18 protein-coding genes and 2 pseudogenes are annotated in these 20,740 nt (G+C 61.7%); 5 read left to right on the forward strand and 15 right to left on the reverse strand.

The features are described from left to right. Positions 1-10: 10 nt before the first annotated feature. The 8 genes from IB266_RS21795 to IB266_RS21830 form a co-directional block, all read right to left on the reverse strand. Entirely contained in the window at positions 11-1,153 is a 1,143-nt protein-coding gene (locus IB266_RS21795; RefSeq protein WP_192262388.1) for a hypothetical protein, read from the reverse strand. Next, entirely contained in the window at positions 1,132-2,577 is a 1,446-nt protein-coding gene (locus tag IB266_RS21800) for an alkaline phosphatase family protein (RefSeq protein ID WP_192262389.1), read from the reverse strand. The genes IB266_RS21795 and IB266_RS21800 overlap by 22 nt, the downstream gene beginning before the upstream one ends. Beyond that, positions 2,567-3,796 carry a metabolite traffic protein EboE gene (gene eboE / locus IB266_RS21805; RefSeq protein ID WP_192262390.1) on the reverse strand — a complete coding sequence of 410 codons (1,230 nt, stop codon included), beginning with the start codon at positions 3,794-3,796 and terminating at the stop codon, positions 2,567-2,569. The genes IB266_RS21800 and eboE overlap by 11 nt, the downstream gene beginning before the upstream one ends. Next, complete coding sequence (locus IB266_RS21810; RefSeq protein ID WP_060741816.1) at positions 3,793-4,677, reverse strand: TatD family hydrolase; 885 nt, start codon at positions 4,675-4,677, stop codon at positions 3,793-3,795. Before IB266_RS21810 ends, eboE begins: the two co-directional genes overlap by 4 nt. Positions 4,678-4,715: 38 nt before the next feature. Further along, entirely contained in the window at positions 4,716-5,489 is a 774-nt protein-coding gene (locus IB266_RS21815) for an EboA domain-containing protein (RefSeq protein WP_192262391.1), read from the reverse strand. Next, complete coding sequence (locus IB266_RS21820) at positions 5,486-6,376, reverse strand: UbiA family prenyltransferase (protein WP_192262392.1); 891 nt, start codon at positions 6,374-6,376, stop codon at positions 5,486-5,488. The genes IB266_RS21815 and IB266_RS21820 overlap by 4 nt, the downstream gene beginning before the upstream one ends. Beyond that, a complete protein-coding gene (locus tag IB266_RS21825; RefSeq protein WP_192262393.1) occupies positions 6,373-8,247 on the reverse strand; it encodes a 3-dehydroquinate synthase in 1,875 nt (624 codons plus the stop codon). Before IB266_RS21825 ends, IB266_RS21820 begins: the two co-directional genes overlap by 4 nt. A 241-nt stretch (positions 8,248-8,488) precedes the next feature. After that, positions 8,489-9,304, reverse strand: coding sequence for a helix-turn-helix transcriptional regulator (locus IB266_RS21830; protein WP_412548318.1), 816 nt, complete (start codon positions 9,302-9,304; stop codon positions 8,489-8,491). A 94-nt stretch (positions 9,305-9,398) separates the two neighbouring features. On the opposite strand from IB266_RS21830, the gene IB266_RS21835 reads away from it, so the two are divergent. After that, positions 9,399-10,355, forward strand: a complete 957-nt coding sequence (locus IB266_RS21835; RefSeq protein ID WP_192262395.1) for a threonine dehydratase — start codon at positions 9,399-9,401, stop codon at positions 10,353-10,355. A gap of 291 nt (positions 10,356-10,646) precedes the next feature. Further along, complete coding sequence (locus tag IB266_RS21840; protein WP_072404789.1) at positions 10,647-11,156, forward strand: hypothetical protein; 510 nt, start codon at positions 10,647-10,649, stop codon at positions 11,154-11,156. A gap of 131 nt (positions 11,157-11,287) precedes the next feature. Here IB266_RS21840 and IB266_RS21845 read toward each other — a convergent pair whose 3' ends face one another. The 5 genes from IB266_RS21845 to IB266_RS21865 all read right to left on the reverse strand — a co-directional run bounded on the left by IB266_RS21845 (position 11,288) and on the right by IB266_RS21865 (position 14,833). Further along, a complete protein-coding gene (locus tag IB266_RS21845; protein WP_192262477.1) occupies positions 11,288-11,878 on the reverse strand; it encodes a helix-turn-helix domain-containing protein in 591 nt (196 codons plus the stop codon). Between the two features lie 53 nt (positions 11,879-11,931). Beyond that, positions 11,932-12,093, reverse strand: a complete 162-nt coding sequence (locus IB266_RS21850) for a hypothetical protein (RefSeq protein ID WP_177431673.1) — start codon at positions 12,091-12,093, stop codon at positions 11,932-11,934. Positions 12,094-12,215: 122 nt separating this feature from the next. Then, positions 12,216-12,929 (reverse strand): ABC transporter ATP-binding protein, encoded by a 714-nt coding sequence (locus IB266_RS21855; RefSeq protein WP_060741824.1) that lies wholly within the window; start codon positions 12,927-12,929, stop codon positions 12,216-12,218. Positions 12,930-12,932: 3 nt separating this feature from the next. After that, positions 12,933-13,778, reverse strand: coding sequence for an ABC transporter permease (locus IB266_RS21860; RefSeq protein WP_192262396.1), 846 nt, complete (start codon positions 13,776-13,778; stop codon positions 12,933-12,935). A 62-nt stretch (positions 13,779-13,840) separates the two neighbouring features. Next, a complete protein-coding gene (locus IB266_RS21865) occupies positions 13,841-14,833 on the reverse strand; it encodes an aliphatic sulfonate ABC transporter substrate-binding protein (protein ID WP_060741826.1) in 993 nt (330 codons plus the stop codon). A 303-nt stretch (positions 14,834-15,136) separates the two neighbouring features. On the opposite strand from IB266_RS21865, the gene IB266_RS21870 reads away from it, so the two are divergent. After that, entirely contained in the window at positions 15,137-16,084 is a 948-nt protein-coding gene (locus IB266_RS21870; RefSeq protein ID WP_192262397.1) for an ABC transporter substrate-binding protein, read from the forward strand. A 414-nt stretch (positions 16,085-16,498) separates the two neighbouring features. Here IB266_RS21870 and IB266_RS21875 read toward each other — a convergent pair whose 3' ends face one another. Then, positions 16,499-17,449, reverse strand: a complete 951-nt coding sequence (locus tag IB266_RS21875; protein ID WP_192262398.1) for a DNA/RNA non-specific endonuclease — start codon at positions 17,447-17,449, stop codon at positions 16,499-16,501. A gap of 364 nt (positions 17,450-17,813) precedes the next feature. On the opposite strand from IB266_RS21875, the pseudogene IB266_RS31245 reads away from it, so the two are divergent. Together IB266_RS31245 and IB266_RS31250 are read left to right on the forward strand one after the other, a co-directional pair. Beyond that, positions 17,814-18,491 (forward strand): annotated as a pseudogene (locus IB266_RS31245) (PAS domain-containing protein); the annotation flags it as partial. A 114-nt stretch (positions 18,492-18,605) separates the two neighbouring features. Further along, a pseudogene (locus tag IB266_RS31250) lies at positions 18,606-19,079 on the forward strand (methyl-accepting chemotaxis protein); the annotation flags it as partial. On the opposite strand, the gene IB266_RS21885 reads toward IB266_RS31250, so the two are convergent. Next, positions 19,060-20,691, reverse strand: coding sequence for a hybrid sensor histidine kinase/response regulator (locus IB266_RS21885; RefSeq protein ID WP_192262400.1), 1,632 nt, complete (start codon positions 20,689-20,691; stop codon positions 19,060-19,062). The pseudogene IB266_RS31250 and the gene IB266_RS21885 sit on opposite strands and share 20 nt — an antisense overlap. Positions 20,692-20,740: the final 49 nt, after the last annotated feature.

The following is a 20,740-nucleotide window of genomic DNA, read 5'->3' on the forward strand; positions in this document are numbered from 1 at the left end:
GTCATGCTCCTTAGCGTTGCCACTGGGCGCGTTTCAGCGACCAGACAAAGTCCAGTTTTTTGTAGCCATCGAATGCCGAGGGCGGCAGCGGAGTGGTGGGATAGACGATGCCGCCCCCCTGGTTCAGAGCGAAATTGAAGTAGCCGTTGTCGTTCGAGTAGGCGGCGGTGCCGTGGCAGGCCAGGCAGGACGAGGTGTTCTGGAACGCCGATTCCAGTTGCGAATTGGCCAGTACCTGGGTGATGGGTTGGAACTCGACCCCGATCAACTCGTACTTCGACAGGCTCCGGTTATTGGCCTGGAAGCTGGCATTGACCGGCTTGGCAGCCGCAGTCGGCCCGGTGGTGTTGGTCATCGGCGCCGGCGTCGGGGCATTGGTTACGGTGTACTTGCTGTTGTTGATGTTTTCGAAGGTGGTCCAGACCCAGTCAGCGTTCAGTTTGTTGACGACATGCAGGCCGCTCAATGCCACATAGCCGACCTGATAGGTACCGTCGTCCTGCTGGTAGTAGGCCTGGGCAATGTAGTAGCCGTCGTTCACCAGGGTTTGTCGGTAGGTCGTGTCCGTGCCGATCCACAGCCATGCGGCTTTCAACTCCCAGGCGGTGGGGGGGAAGTCCAGGTCGTTGGCCAGGGCGGCCTGGCCATTCACGTTGTAGACCTGCTTCTTCACGATGTAATCGAACGTGTCCTTGCCCATCAGTAACTGAAAGCGTACGGGCTGGCCTTGTTGGGCATCGGGCACGGCACCCCCCATTTGCAGGATCAGGCCATCGACCTGTTGGGTGGCATTGATGTTATGGAAGGATCGGGACAGGTCCATGCCCTTTGCCTTGGCTTGCGTCACCACCGCGGCCGGGAGCGGCGCTGAGCTGTCATAGGTGCCCGGTGGTGCGCCGTTGGGCAGGTAGACCTGGTCCGAAGGCTTCATCGTCTCCCACACGAGATTGCTGCTTTGCGCGGTGCTGGGTTGGTTCAAACAGACGAACCAGTTCCAGGCCATGGTCTCGGGACTCTGGGCAAACGCGGTCCGGGTCTTGTTGATGTCTGCTCCAAACTGCAGGAAGTTGCTGCAATCGAAGTTGTTGGTGTCCTGTGCCTGGGCCAAACCGGCCAGGGCACTGAGAACGGTTATGGAAATGGCTCGCCGCATGGAAGCTCCTTGGCATTCGCCGTATCGGCATGAGGGCGCCCCCGGAAGTGTTCCAGGAGCAGTTGCTTCACCGCCGTGGCCGCAAGGTGCTGCGGCAACGACAGATCACAATTGGTGATGAGCAGCGGGCCGGTCTTCTCGCTCGCGGGCAGCCGTCCGTGACTGCCGCGGACCAGGCGGGTGTCCAGCGGAATCAGGTCCATGTAGTAGCGAAAGCCGAGTTTTTTCTGAAGCAGGCGGCGCGCCACTTTCAGTTTCGGGAAGCGAATGGCCGGGTCGATGAACAGTTCGAGCGGGTCGTAGCCTGGCTTGCGATGGATGTCCACGGTGCGGGCAAAGTCGGGGGCCTTGCGGTCGTCGAACCAGTAGTAGTAATCGAACCAGCAACCGGCGGCGGCCACGGCCACCAGCTCGCCGCTGCGCGGATGATCCAGGTGCCAGGCCCGTTGTTCGGTTTTATCCAGCACCTGCTCGATGCCGGCCTGGCGCTGCAACAGCGCCTTGACGCGAGGGATGTCGCGCGCCTGCTTCACGTAGATGTGCGCGACCTGATGGTCGGCCACGGCAAACGCCGCGCTGGCACCGGGATCGAGCAGCTCCCAGGTCAGCGATTGGCGGACCTGCAACAAACCTTCGGCGCGTAGCAACCGGTTGATGGAAACGGATTGGGTGACGGCTTCGATCCCGTATTCGGACAGCAGCATCACCGCCGCGCCCTGTGCTTGGGCAAAGTCCAGCAGACGCCCGACTTCGCTGTCGATGGCGCGCACCTCGTCGGCAATCGACGGATGATCGGGGCCCAGGCGTTGCAGGCTGTAGTCGAGATGGGGCAGGTAGATCAACTGCAGGTCGGGGCGGTCGAGCTGGAATTCGGCGATGGCGCAATCGACGATCCAGCGGCTCGAGGCGATGCCGGCTGCCGGGCCCCAGAAACTTGGAAAGGGGAATTCGCCGATCTGCTGTTCAATATGCTCGTGCAACGAGGCCGGCGTCGAATACAGGCCGAACATCTTGCGGCCATCGGCCGGGTAATGCGGCCGTGGGGTAATGGCGGCGTCCACGTCGGCATACATGTTGTACCACCAGAACAACTGGCTGCAGCGAAACCCGGGGTACTGACGCTTGAGTGTCTGCCAGACTTTTTCCCCCTGGATCAGTGCGTTGGGCTGCAGCCAGAAACGCACTTCGGCCTGATCGCGAAAATACCAGCCGTTGCCGACGATGCCGTGCTCCGACGGTGGCTGGCCCGTGAGGATCGAGGCTTGCACCGTGGAGGTGACCGCCGGGAACACCGGTTGCAGCGTGGCCATCCTGGCCGTTTTCAACAGGGCATTGATGCAGGGCGTCGCGGCCCCCAGCAGTGCGGGTGTCAGGCCGACCACGTTGATCAGCAGCAACGGCTGGCGCGCAGGCTCAGAGGACATCGGCGCAGGCCTCCAGCGCTTGGGGTTGCAGCAACTGGCGCTGCTGCAACTGGTCTTCGACCCAGTGCAACTCCGCCGCGATGCCCTGGAGTTGGGCGTGCTCGGTGGTAGGGCGCAACTGGCTGGGCAGGACGCCCCAGCTATAGGTTTCCACTTCCAGTACCGGGCGAAAATCCCCATGGTCGGCGAGAAAATCGAAGGTCTGCGCCAGGGCGACCTGGCTGCCGCTGAGTTCGGGCAACAGCAGGTGTTCGCTGAACAACGGAATGTGGAAGTGAATCCTCAGCTCGGGAGGGGCGCGGCCGTCCTGCTCACACTCGTACAGGGCCGCGGGAAGGTCGGCCCAGGCTGATAACTGCTCCTGTCCAGCGCGGGCTTTGACTTGATGCAGGTAGGTGGGTTCGGCAAAACCGCCCAATGTCCTGAGCACCTGTTCGCGCCGCTGCGCATCCTCAGGCAGGTGGCAAATCAGCGCATTGGATAGCTGGATCTTGCCGATGGGGACCCGGGCCCGACGCAATCGGTCCAGTGACTGATAGCAGTCTTCGAACATCACGGCCTGGTGGCAGACGTCAAAACACAGCGCCAGGTGTTCATGGTGTGGGTCCGTGGCTTGCCAGTGACGAAAGAAGGCGATGGCCTGGTCGGTGTTTTCCAGCACGCAATCGGGCTCCATTTCCAGGCAGATCACGATCTTCTTGCCTGTCTCTCGTTGCAACCGGGCCAGCGCGGCGGTGAGCTCGCGCAGTTGCTGCTCGGCACGTTGCTGCAACGTCGGGCTCCAGTGGGCGGCATAGCCCAGCGGGAGGCTGGAGATCACCCCCTGGGCACAGTCCGCTGGCAGGGCCTGGGCGAGAAATCGAGCCAGGTCCAGGCTGTACGCCAGCCGCTGCGGATCGGCCCAACTGGGCAGGTAGACGTCGGCTTTCACCGCGCCCTGGTGAAATTGGCCGTAGGGAAACCCGTTGAGTGAGGTCAGGCGTAGGCCGCTGCGTTGCAGCAGGTCGAGGAAATCCGCACGGGTCGGCGCTTGTTGGAGTTCGGCGGCGGCGACGGCGCTGATCCACAATCCACTGTCCTGCGTGTCCAGCCCGCGCAATGTGCGGACGGTCTGGAAATGCCGTTCGACGGATGCGCGCAGCCCGTCCAGGTCATGGGTCGGGTGCACGTTGCTGCAATAGCCGATCTGCGTGGCCGTCCAACCCGTGCGGGCACTCATTTGATCACCGGCTCCTGGCCCCGCAGGGCAGAGTTGTCCTGCCACTGTCGCCGCTGATCGATGGGCAGGGGCGTGCTGACCAGGGTTTTGTCCAGCTGGCCGCTCTGGGCAAAAAAGTCCACCGGGTTGTGGAACAGCACCTGTTCGACCTGGGCTTCACTGAAGCCGGCGGCCAGCATCGCCTGGCCGGTCTTGGGCACTTTGAGCGGGTCGCTGATGCCCCAGTCGGCGGCGCTGTTGACCACCATTTTTTCTGTGCCGTACTGCTGCAGCAGCGCGACCATGCGTTGTTCCGACATCTTGGTGTTGGGGTAGATGGAATGGCCGCGCCAGCAATCGCTGTCCAGCACCAGGGGCAGGGTCAGTTCGTTGAGGTGGTCGATGATCACCAGGTGTTCGGCAATGCCGACCTCGCGAATGACCGCGAGTGTGCGCTTGGTGCCACCGATCTTGTCGCGGTGGGGGGTGTGCACCAGCACCGGCAGGTTGAATTGTTTGGCCAGCTCCAATTGGGCGGCGAGAAAGCGATCCTCCTCCGGGGTGATGTCGTCGTAGCCGATTTCACCCACCGCCACCACGCCATCTTTCACCAGGTAGCGCGGCAGGATCTCCAGCACTTCATTGGCCACCGACAGGTCGTTGGCCTCCTTGGGGTTCAGGCCGATGGTGCAGAAGTGATGGATGCCGAACATGCTGGCGCGAAAACGCTCCCAGCCCAACAGCGTGTCGAAGTAGTCGATGAAGCTGCCGACGCTGGTCCTGGCCTGGCCCTGCCAGAAGGCCGGTTCGATCACGCCGGTGATGCCGGCGGCCGCCATGTTCTGGTAGTCGTCGGTGGTGCGGCTGACCATATGGATATGCGGGTCGAAGTACTTGAGCATGGTGAATCCTCGTCAAAAAGGCAGGGGAGGGGCGGGTATCAGTTCGGCAAAGTGCCGCCCAGGTGCGCCTGCCATGGCGGCGGCAAGCGTTGTTGCTGGGTCAGCCCGGCCAGGCGCTGACGTTGCGCCGGGCTCAGCAAGGCAAAGGCAATCACGTGAGGCAGTCCGGCAGATACCGTTCGTTCGGCGGCGAGTTGTTCGTCCAGCAGGTCGAGGGCCAACTGGTTGAGCGTGACGCTTTGCCGTTGCGTCAGGCCGACCAGGCGCCCTACATCGAGGCCCATGCCCAGGGCTTTCAACACCAGTTGGTTGAAGGCCCGTTCGTCGTAGTGACGCGATGGGTAGGCGGTGTCCAGGGCGATGGCGGCAAACACCTGGCTGTTGCTGGTGCGCCCGGCCTGAAGTGCAAGCCCGAGGCAGAGCCCACCGCTGTCGAGCCAGTCGAGGGCCTTCAAGGTGGCGATCTTTTCCTGGTCGTCGCCCCACAGGAACAACTGGCGCAGCAAGGGCACTTGCGCGGCGGCGGGTTGCAGCTCCAGGACCTGGGCCAGCAACAATGCCCGCGCCAGTTGGACATTGCTCCAGCCGTCGGCGCCGGGCTGGGCACGCTCCTTGAGGTGGCGCTTGCACTGGCCGCCCAGGAGCGCCGCGGTGTTGGCGTCCGGGCGTTGGGCAAGTTGCGCCTGCGCCGAGAGCCACCATTGCCGTTCGGTTTCATCGAGCGACTGGGTGAAATGCCGGCGTTGTTCGTTCAGGCAGTCCTGGCGCATGTCGAGGGCTGCCGATGCCGATGCTGTAACGTCCGTGTTCATGTGGGTTTGATCCAGCGTTGGAAATGAGGAAGCAGGAAAAACACCAGGACACATAACAGGCTGCCCAGCGGCTGGTTGGCGACGGCCAGCACCAGGGCATCGAACAGCGGCAGGGCGGCCAGGCCTGCTCCGATAAAGGCGCGGACCTGCCGTTGCCGCGGGTTGGCCAGGTTGCGCCAGTAGTGCCAGCCCAACCAGCCAAGCCATATCAGCAGGACCGGCCAGAACCAGGCGTTGTCTGCGTAGATCGCCAATGCCAGGGGGCTCAACATCAGCAGCAGCGGGAGGCGGCTGATCAGTTGATTGCGGTGTTCCTGGCGGGCCAGGTAGGTCAGGCCGCTGATGTAGACACCGAGCAAAAGGGCACAGAGCCAGATCGGTTCGGGTGGCATCGCCAGGCTGGCCGCCGCGGTGAGGTAGAGCGCCGAGCGACAGGCCCCCATCAGCCAGACGCTGTGGGCGTATTTCTTGTGCAGCAGGTTGTAGCCGAGGATGCAACCCACCAACAGCGTGGCGCTGCCCAGCAACCAGTGCGGTTGTTCGATCAACCGGCTCAGGCCCAGCAGCGCGACCGCGGCCAGCACCAGTAGCAGCGCCGTGGCCAACCGCACTTGCTGGCGGCTGACCAGGCCCAGGGTGATGGGGCGCGGATTGTGGTGTCGTTGATCCCAGTCGGCGTCCAACAGGTCATTCAACAGCATGCCGGCCAGGTACAGCAGCGACAGTGCCGCCAGCAGCAGGAGCCAGACCAGGGACGATGGCGGTGCCAGGGCCCCTGCGCTGCTGGCGAGCAGGGCGGCGGCCAGGGTGTTGGTCCACACCGTGGGCAGGTTGGAGACGCGGCCGAGGGTCATCCAGGTCTTGAGGTCCGGCGGCGACGGGTTCATTGCGCACAGCTCTCGTTCAGTGTGAATGCAGGGTCGGCCTGAGTGCAGAGCCGTTGCAGCGCCTGCTCCATTCGCGCGGTATCGATTTCATGCAAGTCCACCGACTCGCCGATCCGGCTGAGCATGGGGATGGAGAGTTGCCCGCCCAAATGCTGGCGGAACTCTTCCAGCCCGAGCAGAACCTGCGAGCGTCCCTGTGCATCTTTCAAGGTCAACTCCGGCGGGTTCAGGCAGAAGCCGAGCTTGAGCAGCAGGCGCAGCACCCGGTCGCTGTCGGCGTCGCTCAACAGCCCCAGGGCATTGGCGTAGAGTCCATCCAGGGCCATGCCCACGGCGACGGCTTCACCATGGCGCAGTCGGTGGTGGCTGAGGTTTTCCAATTTGTGGGCGGCCCAATGCCCGTAGTCCAATGGCCGCCCATTACCGCGCTCGAAGGGATCACCGGCACCGGTGATGTGCGCCAGGTGCAGTTCGGCGCAGCGGCGGATCGCGTAGCGGCTGGCCGCGTGATCGAAGTGGGCGAGGGCGTCGGCCTGTTGCTCCATCCATTGGAAAAACGCCTGGTCCTTGATCAGCGCCACCTTGACTGCCTCGGCCAGCCCGGCGATCTGGTCGCGTCGGCTCAGGCTGGTCAGCAATTGAAAATCGTTGATGACCGCGGTGGCGGGGTAGAAGGCGCCCAGCAGGTTCTTCTGGCCAAAGGCGTTGATGCCGTTTTTCACACCGATCCCGGCGTCGTTCTGGGCGAGTACGGTGCTTGGGATGCGAATCAGGCGAATGCCGCGGTGGAACGTGGCGCAGGCGTAGCCCACCGCATCGAGCACCGCGCCGCCACCGAGGGCCAGCACATAGCAATGCCGGTCCAGGCCATGTTGCAGCATGTCGCTGTACAGCTGCTGCAACACCTGGGAATCCTTGCTCGATTCGCCGGCCGGGACCGCGATGGGGGGCGCCTGTAAATGCAGGTCCGGAAAATGGCTGGCGAAGTAGGTATTGATCTGTGCCAGCAGGTGCGGAGCGCTGTGCAGCAGTTGTTCATCGGCGAACACCAGCACCGTTACCTGGCCGTGGTGCCCGGTGGTGAGCTGACGGTGCAGACAGGGATTGAGCGGGTCGAACAGATGATCGGTGAACACCACCGGGTAGTCGTAGCTGACCTTGAAGCGCCCGTGCAAGGGTTGCTCCGTGTCGTGCCGGCGAATGTTCTTGAACAGGCTGTACCCGGCGATGAACAGCCCGGGCAATATCATGCTGGCGAGCAGGGTCACCAGCAGCGCGTTCTGTTCGACGAGAAAGGTGCCGATGGCACTGTAGGCCAACGCGAGGCCGGCATTGGCCAGGGTGGTGACCAGGATGAACGCGCGCAATGGGTAGCGTTGCATGCCGGCGGCGACGACCGAGGTTTCCGCCAGCACCGGGACGCCGCGCAGGCAGATCAATGACAGCGTGCCCAACCGATAGGCAAGTTGCCCCGGCTGGCGCTGATGCAGGCCCAGGCGGCCTGACAGCAGACGCAAATAGCCGGCTCCCAGCGCATAACCCAGCCCGGCCCCCAGGCACAGGCCGACGAAAATCACCAGGTATCCACCCAGGCTGCCAAGCATCGCCACGGCCAGCAGCGCGACCATGCTCGACGGCACCGGCAACACCACGTCCAGCGCCAGCAGGGCAATCAGCAGCAAGGCCAGGTTGAGTTTCTGCGCGGGCGTCGAGGGCAGGTACAGGTTGAGATGGGTCAGGAAATCCTGGATCTGTTGTTCGAACAACAGGAAGCTGGCGATCACCAGGCCTGAAAAGCAAACCAATGACAGCCAGAAATGTCCGGCTGGTCCTTTTTGCGAGCGCGAACGATACCCACGGCCATGCTTCATCAAGCATCCCTCTTGTTGATATGACTGATTCCGTGTCAGTAATTGAAAGCAACGCCAAGTGTGTTTTTCAGGCCAATAGACGCTCTCGCCCGAGGGGCTGTCAGGTGTGGTTGAAGATCTGGTTGGAGACAGGTTTGAATCTAGACGGCCAGTGTGTTTTTGCAAGGCCATCTGATGGCAATTTGGTTTGGGGCGCCATTTCGCGCCTCAGGTGCCCGCATCAACCCATTGCCCAGAGGCTTCAGGGCCTTGAATACCCGCGCAACTGCGCCGGGCTGACGCCCAGGCGTTGCTTGAACAGCGTGGTCATGTGCGCCTGGGAATTGAAGCCGCAGATGTGGGCGATATCGGTCAGTCGGGCGGTTGAGTCGCGCATCAGCGCCCGTGCCTTGGCGAGGCGTCGGTCGATCAGGTAGCTGTGTGGGCTTTTGCCGGTCGCCTGTTTGAATGCCCGCATGAAATAACCTTCGGACAAGCCAAGCAGCCCGGCCATTTCCTTGACCCCCAGCGGACCGTCGAGACCGGCGTCGATGAACTCATCGAGCAGGCGCATCCGGCCGGCCGTGATCGAGCCTTGGGAATGTGCCGAAAACCTCTTGTGGTCCTTCACTCGCTCAGCCAGTCCGAGCGCCCAGGCTTCCCAATCGTCCTCTGCCGTGGCACGCAGCAGTGCGCTGCGCATTCTCAAGGCGAGGGTGATGGCCTGCGGGTCAATACGGTTGTTGAACGCATGTTTCGCCGGCAACGCCATGCCGTCGGTGCGCACCATCCGCAGGTATTCACCGCCCCGGGGAGATTCGGAGAACACGTCGCACCCGGCGGGAACGAATGCCAGGCCGTTGGGCAGCGCCTCGAAGGGCAACACGCGGTCGCTGCCGATGGCGTGCAGGCCGCGCTGACTGTCGAAGGCAAAGCCGATCGCCGACTGGGTCGCGACGTAGCGGGTCGCGTAGGCACAGCCGGGGAGCAATTCGATCGCCCAAGGCCCTGCCTCGATACGACGGACCGGTTCAGACAGGGGCGGCGGTGGATGGTTTCGCGGGCTCATGAACAGCATAGTAATGAAGAGTGGGCCTGAAAGTCAGGTCAGTTTTCTGAAAGCCCCGTCGCCGTCGCGCTGATTAGACTGGGCAAAACCAGGAGGCCCAATCATGCACACACTGACCCGCGACGACATCGAACACGCTGCCCGCCATCTCTATCAATTCATGCCCGCCACTGCCCAATACGCCTGGCCGTTGCTGGCTGAACGGTTGGGTTGCACGGTGTGGGTCAAGCACGAGAATCACACCCCGACCGGGGCCTTCAAGGTGCGCGGCGGCCTGACCTTCGTGCACTGGCTCAAGCGCGAGCATCCCGAGGCGAAAGGCATTGTCACGGCGACGCGCGGCAACCATGGCCAGAGCCTGGCGCTGGCGGCCACTGCCTTGGGTTTGAAAGCGTTGATCGTCGTGCCGCAAGGAAACTCGGTGGAGAAGAACAATGCCATGCGTGGCTTTGGCGGCGAGGTGGTCGAGTTTGGCCGCGATTTTGATGAGGCCCGGGAAGAGGCAGCACGCCTGGCCCACGCTCAGGGGCTCTACCTGGTGCCGCCGTTCCATCCTGAGTTGGTCAGGGGCGTGGCGACTTATGGGCTTGAGCTGTTCAAGGCGGTGCCGGACCTCGACACGGTCTACGTGCCGATAGGCTGTGGGTCGGGGATTTGCGCAGTCATCGCCGCCCGCGATGCCTTGGGGCTGAAAACCCAAGTGGTGGGTGTCGTGTCCACCGAGGCCGACGCGGCGAAGTTGTCATTTGAAACCGGAAGACTGTGTGAGACCGCTTCGGCGAATACCTTCGCGGACGGGTTGGCCGTGCGTAGACCCATTCCCGAGGCCTTTGCCATCTATGGGGCTGCTGCGGCGCGGATCGTCGCAGTCAGCGACGCGGAAATTGCCGAGGCCATGCGGGTGTATTACACCGACACTCATAATCTGGCCGAGGGCGCAGGTGCCGCGGCCTTGGCGGCACTCATGCAGGAACGTGAAGCGATGCAGGGGAAAAAGGTGGGGGTGATTCTGTCTGGTGGGAATATCGACCGGCCGGTGTATGCCCAGTTGATTGGCTGAGCCCTCGTGGCGGGAAACGCTGGGTGATATTTAGATCGATTATTTCTTACGGTTATTGATATAGGTTTGGATCGCATATCCATGACCGAAGAATCGAAGCTGTCGTTTGTAAAATGTCTGCAATGAAATCGAAGTGCATGCAGCAGCAGACGACTTGGCGTGTGTCGCTCCGGTAAGCCTGTCTGAACGTTCATTCCTGCTGTTCGATCGCCATCTTGTCGGGCCCGGGTCAATGCTTAGAATCCGCCCCATCAGCTTGTCCGACTCTCGAACCTTACAGGGAACAACACCATGATGAACGCCATGCAGATGCCAATGCCAATGAACGCCAACATGCCGATGATGCCAATGATGGGCATGCCGATGATGATGGCGACCATGACCTGCGAAATGATGGACGACGGCATGATGTGCAAAATGATGCCAGCCGCCGGCATGGACATGGCCATGTTCAAGAACAGCGCCGACATGATGCAGATGATGATGAACTGCGGCATGCCGATGATGATGCACTGCGGCAACATGAGCATGATGTGCATGTCCCAGGCGAGCATGGCCATGCCGATGGCGAGCATGATGATGCCAATGCCGATGATGGGCATGCCGATGCCGATGATGAAGTGCGTGATGGAATGCACGGTGATGGCGGACTGCATGATGTGCAAAGTCATGCCGATGGCGGGCATGAACATGGACATGATGAAAAACTGCTGCGCCTTGATGATGAAGATGATGGACGACTGCAGCATGCCGATGATGATGAGCTGCAACGGCATGCCGATGATGTGCTGCACCTGCTGATTACAGCCGGGCAACATCCTTGAGACTGGCCCCGTGGCGAGGGAGCTTGCTTCCGCTGGGCTGCGCAGCAGCCCCCATTTTGTGAGCGCTGCGCACTCAAACGGGAACAAGCTCCCTCGCCACCGGCGGGTTCAGTCCAGGCGTTCCGGGTAGGTAACCACCAGGTACGCCACCGCTTCGCTGTCGGCCGGATTGCGATAGCGGTGTGGTTGGTCGGCATAAAACAGAATCGAGTCGCCGGTGGAGAGCAGGTAGCGCTCCTCGTTGACACTGATCTCCAGCACACCCTGGGACACCACCAGGTTCTCCTGAACACCAGGCCCATGCCCTTCTGAGTGTTCCTCCCCCAGCGGGCTCAGGCGCAGCTCGTAGAATTCCGACTGGCGTGCCACATCGAACGGGAACAGGGCACGGCTGACGAAGGCGCCACTGGCGCTGACCAGGCGTTTGCTCTGGCTGACCGACAGCACCGCCACCCCCTCGAAAGCCCGATGTTCCAGGAACGCGGCAACCGACACCTTCAGACCCTTGGCGATTTTGCACAGCACCTTGATTGAGGGCACGCTGCGTCCGGACTCGATCTGCGCCAGCATGGCCCGACTTACCCCGCACTGGCGAGCGAGGGCATCGAGGGACAAGTGTCGCTTGCCGCGCAGGCGTTGCAGGTTCTGCGCGACCCGTTCGCAAATCGGATCTTCATCCAAGGCTTCCAGGTTGTTCAGATCCACTTCGGGTTCGTCGGCACTCGCCAAAAAGCGCGAGGGTTCCTGGGCGCTCACGCCTGGTACGTCCTGGTCGGCTGGAACGCCTGGACCCACTGGAACGCCTGGTAACCGGCATTACGCGCGTACATTTCCCACATGGCCCGGGCCTGTTGCTGAGCCTGCTTGCGTTTGCGGAATTGGACGAAGTCGATAACGTTGTCAGTCGGTTTCATAAGGCACTTCACTGTCGTGACCAATGGGACGGGATGAGTTGAGAGTACGTGGTTATTTTTATAACCATAAATACTGATTGTTTATTTGTTAATGCTATTAAGTGCTTAGCGAAGCGCCTTGATCAAATCACATGAGCACGTTGCAGTTCGGTCAGGGCCAGCGCCTTGAGTCGGGCCAGCAACGGGTCGCGCCGGTCTCGCGGATGGTCCAGTTGCACCGTCAATGCTTGGCGAATGCGGCTGGGGCGGTTGTCCATCACCAACACCCGGTCGCTCAGGTACAGCGCCTCGTCGACATCGTGAGTCACCAGCAACAAGGCGATCCCATGCCGTTCGGCCAGTTGCAGCAACAGGTCCTGCAATTTCATTCGGGTGAAGGCATCCACGGCGCTGAAGGGCTCGTCCAGCAACAGCACCTGTGGTCGCGCGTACAGGCCCCGGGCAATCGCCACCCGCTGCGCCATACCGCCGGACAACGCCTTGGGCAACGCGTCGGCAAACCCCGTGAGGCCGACTTCCTCGATCAACTGCGCGACCCAGGCCTTGTCGTAATCGTCGTCATCACTGAACCCGATGTTCTGTTGCACCGTCAGCCAGGGCATCAAGCGCGGTTCCTGGAACACAAAGGCCAGGTGTTCGGTGTGGCTGAGCAGTTGCCCTTCGAAGTCTTTCTCCAGACCGGCGACGATGCGCAGCAAGGTGCTCTTGCCACAGCCGCTGGGGCCCAGCAGGCACACGGTTTCCCGGGGTTGCAGTTGCAGGTGGATATGATTGAGCACGGTGGTGTCGGCGAACGTCTTGCGCTCGACGTGGATATCCAGCAGGGCTTGGGTCATGGCTCACTCCTCGGTGCCGGTAAAGGTGTCGCGCCAGGCCAGGAAATGTTTTTCCAGGGCGGCGAGGATGCCGTCGCTGAGCTTGCCCAGCAGGGCGAGCACGATGATCGCCGCCAGCACGATGTCCGGACGCGAGGTTTCGCGGCCATCGCTGAGCAGATAGCCCAGGCCTTTGGTCGCGGCGATCAGCTCGGCGGCCACCAGGAACATCCAGGCCAGGCTCATGCCGCCGCGCAACCCGGTGAACAGGCCGGGCAGGGCGGCGGGCAGGAGAATCCGCCGCACCAGACGGCGGCGGCTGAAACCGTACATTTGGCCGACCTCCACCAGCTTGCGATCGATGTTGCGAATCGCTGCCACGCCATTGAGGTACACGGGAAAGAACGCGCCGATGGCGATCAGCACCACCTTCGAGGTTTCGTCGATGCCCAGCCACAGCAGGAGTAATGGCACCCAGGCCAGGCTGGGGATCGAGCGCAGGCCGGCGAAGGTCGGCTCCAGATAGGCTTCGGCCTCCCGACTCAAGCCAACCCAGGCGGCGAAGACCAACGCCAGGCTGGCGCCGATGGCAAAGCCCAGCAGCACTCGCAACAGGCTGGCGCTGATATGTTTCCATAGAGCACCTTCGGCCAGGTCGCCGAGGGTCAGGGCGATCTCGCTGGGGGCCGGCATCTGGTAGGCGGGCAGCCAACCGATGCGCACGATGATCTCCAGGAACACGATGATCAGCACCGGCAGGGCCAGCCCCTTGAGGCGCAGCCGCCAGCGGTCGGGATTGAACAGGGGCGCTTTGCCCGATGCGGGCAGGGCCAAATGGGGGCTGGAAAGGTCTTCGCTGTTACTGCTCATGGCGTTCCTCCGGCAACGCCGAATCCGCGCCAGGCGCGGATCGGCTGTCGCCTGGGCAAGGGTTATTGACGGGCCACGGCCTGCTGGCGGCCGGTGTCGAGCAATTGATCGATCACCTGGTCCACATTCACCCCGCGACGAACCAATTCTTCCGAGACCAGGATCGGCGCGGCAGCCTTGGAAGCCAGCACATCCTTGGCACTCAACTGCGGGCTACCCAGGTCGGTGCGGGACAGTTGCAGCCGGGCAACTTCCAGCGGCAGTCCGGATTCGTCGGCCAGCAATTTGGCCAGCTCTTGCGGATGCTCCACCGACCAGGCCCGGGCCTGTTCGTAGGCCGCAAGCACGGTGTCGATGGTTTGCGGATGCTCCTGGGCATATTTCTCCGTGACACTGACCACGCCGTAGCTGTTGAAGGCGGGGTTGCGATACAGCAGGCGCGACCCGGCTTGTACTTCGCTGGCGGCCATGTGCGGGTCGAGACCGGCCCAGGCGTCGACATCGCCTTTTTCCAAGGCGGTGCGACCGTCCGGGTGCTGCAAGTGCACCAGCTCCACATCGTCTTTCTTCAGCCCGGCCTGTTGCAGGCTGCGCAGGGTGAACAGGTAGGGATCGGTGCCTTTGGTGGCGGCGATTTTCTTGCCCTTGAGGTCGGCGACCGTCTGGTACGGCGAATCCTTGCGCACCACCAGGGCGGTCCATTCGGCGCGACTGTAGACATACACCGACTTTATCGGGCTGCCATTGGCCCGGCTCAGCACTGCGGCGAGGCTGGCGGACGAAGCGAAGTCGACGCCGCCGCTATTGAGGTATTCCAGGGAGCGGTTACTGCCCTGGCTCAGGACCCAACTGACCTTGGTCTGGGGCAGGGCCTTTTCCAGGTAACCGAAATGCTTGAGCACCAGGCTGACCGGCGAGTAATAGGCGTAATCCAGGTGCACTTCGGCCGGAGGGCTTTCTGCGGCCTGGGCCAGGGTCGGCAGGCTCAACGCCAGGGCACAGGCACCGATCAGGGATCTGGCGAGGGCCAGTGGGAAGCGGAAGTCGGGTTTCATGGAACAGCTCCAGCAAGGCGGTGAGAAGGCAATGTTCTTATTTCCGAAAGATCGGAGCGCGAAAGAAAATCGCGCTTGAAAGGAATATTGCAGGCTCTGTGCCATAGCCGGCGAATGGGCGGTTTTCGGGTGCCGCCACGGGGGTGAAGGCTTCAAGGAAATGTTGCCCAGCCAACAGTCTGTTGCGGCACTGTTGGGTCATGGACAATGGCTACTTGTGACTATGAGCTTATGCGTTAAAAGAATTTCGAATAGGAATTACAAGAGCGTTATGTTCTATGAAATTCATTCAGGATTGCCTTCATGACGTTCGCCCGATCCCTGCGCGGTCTGCTCCTCAGCACATTGTTCGCCGCCCCTTTGCTCCAGGCCAGTGAGCCGTTGGTCCTGCATGTTGGCGACCAGAACTACTACAACGTGCGGGCTTCGGTGGAAGCCTCGGGGGTCCTTGAGGGCGCTCCCTACCGCGTCGACTGGAAACACTTCCAAGCCGCCGCGCCGCTGGCCGAGGCGCTGAATACCGGCGACCTGGACCTGGGCTTTCTCGGCGATTCGGGTTTTCTGTTCCTGGCTGCCAAACAGGCACCGGTGAAACTGATCGGTGTTTCGCGGCAGAACCCGGACACCATTGCGCTGTTGGTGCCCAAGGACTCACCGGTCAAGACCATCGCCGACCTCAAGGGCAAGAAGGTCGCCTATTGGCCGGGCGCCTGGAGCCAGCAACTGACCCTGCGCGCCCTGGAGCAGGCCGGCTTGCCGGAGAACCATGTGGAATTCATCAAGCTGATGCCGATCGACGCGGCGGCGGCCTTGCCCCAGGGCAGCATCGATGCCTTTCCGGTGTGGGAACCCTACATCTCGCAACAGATCCTGTTCTCCGGCGCCCGGCCGATCCTGACGGCGAAAAACCTCATGCCCGGTCTCAGCGCCATTGCCGCTTCGACGCCGGCCATCGACAGCAAGCGCGAAGCCATCGCCGACTTCCTCGGCCGCGTGAAACAAGCCCGCACCTGGGTCGACAACCACACCGACTCATACGCGGACTTGTGGGCGAAAAAGGCCAACCTCGACCAGAACGTCTCACGCCATTGGTTGCGCCAGGCCCACATGAGCGTCGGCCCGGTGGATCGACAGGCCGCCGCCGACCTGCAAAGCACGGCGGACTTCCTGTTCAAGGTCAAGGCGCTGCCAGCCCCGCTGGCCACTGCCGGGATTATCGACACCTCCTTCAGCCAAGCCTTGAGCGAATAAGTCCCACCGTTTTTTGAATCGCTCACAAACATCCCATGCAGCTTCAATCCCCTGTGGGAGCGAGCTTGCTCGCGATAGCGGCGGGTCAGCTTGCGGGGATGTTGGCTGTGCTGCCGTCATCGCGAGCAAGCTCGCTCCCACAGTATTTTGAGTCGTTCACCAACATCCCATGCAGCTTCAATCCCCTGTGGGAGCGAGCTTGCTCGCGATAGCGGCGGGTCAGCTTGCAGGGATGTCGACTGTGCCGCCGTCATCGCGAGCAAGCTCGCTCCCACAGTATTTTGAGTCGTTCACCAACATCCCATGCAGCTTCAATCCCCTGTGGGAGCGAGCTTGCTCGCGATAGCGGCGGGTCAGCTTGCGGGGATGTTGGCTGTGTCGCCGTCATCGCGAGCAAGCTCGCTCCCACCGTTTTCAAAGGCGGATGTCTTCAGGCCCACGGATTGGCGCTTCAATCCTCGTACCTGTCAGTCGTTCTTCATTGGAAAAGCCGTCGTAGTCAGCCAAGTCGCCAAAGCGGATACCGCTCAGCGTCTCAATTTGATCGACGCTGCGTCGGTAGGTCTTGAGCGCTCCGAACACAAGTTCCAACTTTTCCAGTTCCTGGCGCTGGTCAATCATGTAGGCACTGGCCGAAGGTTTGCCGTCGTCACCGAGAAAGGCCACGACTTTCCAGAACGCAGTGGGGATCTGTACGCCTCTGTACGTTTGATCATCGTCCCGGAACAAGGGCCCGGTAAATATCGTCGCCCTGGCTTTCCACCGGCGCGTGTTATCGAGGATGTAATCCTCAAGCTCAAGCCAGGTTTTTTGATTGAAGGCTGTCATCTGCGGCGAGCAATTGGTGAAGTGGAAGGTGTCGTTGTTGGCGGTCTGTGCCTCGGAGCCCCAATTGGGATCCTGTCGTCTGACCAGATGACCGCGATCCAGCAAATTGCCGGCGTACAGCGCTTCTCCAATCTGGGCATCGCTGGGGATTCGACCGTCGTATGCCCAGGCATCACGACCTCGGTCGATCTCGACACTGCTGGCGCCATCGATGTTGACGCCCGCCACCAGGGCCAGGCGTCGCCGTCGCGAAAGAAGGATGGAGAAGTGCTGATAATCCAGGCGATTGTCGACGGTGCCGGTCGGGTAGACGTCATCGACCAACGCCGCTTCCACGCTTGGCCAAGGCACGATGAAGTCGCCAAGAAAGCCGCTGTCGTATCCCTGCCGGTCTTGCAACTGCACCGCCGGTGTGACGGCCGGCCCTGCCTGTTTGCGCAGGGTGCCGGACAAGCGCCTGGCGGGTTCCTGCAGGGGGTGCAGATCGGCAAGCCGTGGTCGATGGGCGAAGTCCACCTGGAATCCTTGCGGTGGCATGATCCTGCCTCGCTGAATGGGAACGAAAGTAATCAGCAAACGTAGCGATCATGCTCCGGCACCATGAAGTTTTTATGATGCTGCCTTGCGGACAACCCCGCGATTTACTTCGTCACCCCACATGAACTGGCCGATGCCCCAAAGGTGCAGGCCTTTAGAACGTGGTTGATGGATTCGGTGGGTTTTGGCGTCGAAACATAATTACGCCATACCGTTCAGCCCCAAGCTAACCAGTCGATATGTATATAAGGTCCGGTTACTTCGAGGGTACGTCATGTTTAATAAAAAACTAAAAGATGAACTGACGGCTAGGACGGCCGAATTGGCAACTTACAAAGGACTGGTCGGCGCTCTGGAGCGGTCGATGGCTGTTATCGAGTTCAGCTCCGATGGCAAGGCCCTTCGGGCTAACGAGAATTTCCTGAGCACGATGGGTTACCGTGCGGAACAATTGGCCAGCCTGTCCCATCGGGATTTCTGCCCCCCGGCGTTGGCGGGCAGCGCCGAGTACCGTGAATTCTGGAACAAGTTGCGCACCGGTCAATTCGTATCCGGCACGTTTCACCGCCGCAGCGCGTCAGGCCAGAACGTGTGGCTGGAAGCCAGCTATAACCCCGTGGTGGACGAACAAGGCCGTGTCGTGAAGGTGGTCAAGTACGCGCTCGATGTCACCGCCAAGGTCACCGCTGAGGCCGAAACACGTGGCCGGCTGGCGGCCCTCGACCGGGCCATGGCGGTCATCGAGTTCGACCTGGGCGGCAACATCCTGACCGCCAACGACAACTTCATGAATGTCATGCATTACTCACTGGCCGAACTCAAGGGCAAGCACCACCGGATGTTTTGCGAACCGAGCCTGGTGGGTAGCTCGGAGTACAGTGATTTCTGGCGTCGTCTGAACGCCGGTGAGTTTTTCAGCGGGCAATTCAAGCGTCTCGGCAAAAACGGCAAAGTTGTCTGGCTGGAAGCCAGTTACAACCCGGTCTACGACGCCGAAGGCAAGTTATGCAAGATTGTGAAGTTCGCCAGCGACATCACCGAACGGGTAGAGAAATTCGAAGAGGACTCACGCGGCGCCTCCCGTGCGTACCACATCTCCGCCGAGACCGAACGCGTGGCCGAGCAGGGCGCCCAGGTGATCCACCAGACCGCCAAGGAGATGCGCGAGATCGCCGACAACATCGGCGCCTCCGCGCGCCTGGTTGGGCAACTGGGCGCACGTTCGGAAGAGATCACGGCCATCGTCAACACCATTCGCGGCATTGCCGACCAGACCAACCTGCTGGCCCTCAATGCGGCCATCGAGGCTGCGCGGGCCGGCGATCAGGGGCGGGGGTTCGCGGTGGTGGCCGACGAGGTCCGGCAACTGGCCGGGCGCACCAGTCGTTCCACCTCGGAGATTGCTGAAATGATCGGCATGATCCTCTCCGAAACCCGCGATGCCGTCGCGAGCATGAACGTGACCCACGAGGGCGCCTTGCGCGGTGTCACCCTGGCAGACCAGGCCGGATCGGTCATCGTGCAGATCCGGAACGGGACCACCGATGCCCTCGATGCGGTGAGCATGTTTGCCTCCAAGCTCGACGAGTCCGAGGTGATTCCCAAGACGGCTATCGGCTGGGTGGGTTGAGGTGAGCTGAGCCCTCGCGATTCATGGACTTGAGCAGTTCAAGCAATACTGTTCGCAGCTCCGGCGGTCGCACGGGCTTGGCCAGCACCGAGATGTTCAGGCTTTGCAATGACTGGCGTATGCGCTCGATCTCGTGTCCGGTGATGACCAATGCCGGGACTTCCCAGCCGCGCTGTGCGCGTATCGCGGCGATGCATTCGGCGCCGGAGACTTTCGTGCCCAGGTCGAAATCGGCGATGACGATGGCGCAATCGCTGGTCAGCCCCTCGCCGTCGCTGTGGGCCTCAACCTCGCAACCCCATTTTTCCAGGAGCGCCGACGTCGCCATCAGGACGTTGGCGTCGTCTTCTACCAAGCACACCCGTAATCCGTCCAAGCGATTCTGGACGGGCGACACCTTGGGCTCCATGGCCCTTGGCGCTGCCAGTTCCAGGCCGCTGATCGCTACCTTGGTGCCTTGTCCGACCGTGGAGCGGATGTGTACATCGACACCGAGTATCTGGCTGATGCGCTTGACGATGGACAGGCCCAGGCCAAGGCCCTCGACATCCTTGTCGCGCACATGGCGCACGCGGTAGAACTCCTTGAACACTTCGGGCAAATGTTCGGCGGCAATGCCCCGGCCCTTGTCGTAGATCACCACGGCCAGGCGCTTGCCCTGGCGTCGCACGCCGATCAGTACCGGTTGGCCGGGCGCGTATTTGAGGGCGTTGGACAGCAGGTTCTGGATCATCGTGGTCAGCATGCCTGGATTGACGCTGACCCAGTAAGGGCAGGCACGCAGGCGCAGTTCGACCCCAGCCCAGCGAGCCGCCTCTGTGTTCTGCTTGACCACGTCCTGCAGTAGCGCGCCCAAGTGCACGGGTTCGGCCTTCGGCATCAGTTGGCCATGGTCCAGGGTGTAGATATCGAGGATCGAACGGAACAGCTGCGACACGGTGTGCAGCGAACGGTCGATGTTGTCCACCAGCCGCAATTCCTCCAGGCCCAGCCTGGCGTCACGCAGGCAGGCGGTGAACAGGCCGATGGAGTGGATCGGTTGGCGCAGGTCATGGCTGGCCTGGGCCAGGAAGCGGGATTTCTCTTGGTTCGCGGCAATCGCCTCTTCCGAAGCAATGCGGGTGCGCTTGAGCAAAATGTGCGCGTAGGCCGGCACCACGATGGTGGTGACGATCAACATCAGGAACATGTAGGGCTGGCCATGCCAGAACGGATTGAGCCAGAAAATCAGCACCAGGGTCGACAGCGCGATAACGGTTGCCAGTGCCAGGTAGCGCGAGCCGAAGCGCATGCCATTGCCCAGGGTGACCCAGAGCAGCGCCGCGTAGATCGGCAGTGCGCTTTCACCGCCCAGCACCATGGCGAAAGCGATACCCGTGTAGTCATGCAGCATCGAGAAAAGGCGTCGCCAGAAGAAGTGTCCTGGCCAACGCTTGATGATCATGCGCAGGAATACCGAGGCGACGATAAACGTTGTGATGTAAATGATGATGGGCACGTAGCCTGTGGCATCGTCGGGATGGAGGCTGGCCAATACGACGATGTACAACAGCGCACAGGCGCTGACGATCAGGCGCAACGTGGCCTGGTCCAGTTCACTGTTCTTTTCCACGGGCGTTCGAACCTCATGTGCCTCTGGTGCCTTGAGCAAGCTTAGCGGC

This window comes from Pseudomonas sp. Pdm06, from assembly GCF_014851795.1.
Classification (GTDB): Bacteria; Pseudomonadota; Gammaproteobacteria; order Pseudomonadales; family Pseudomonadaceae; genus Aquipseudomonas; species Aquipseudomonas fluorescens_AA.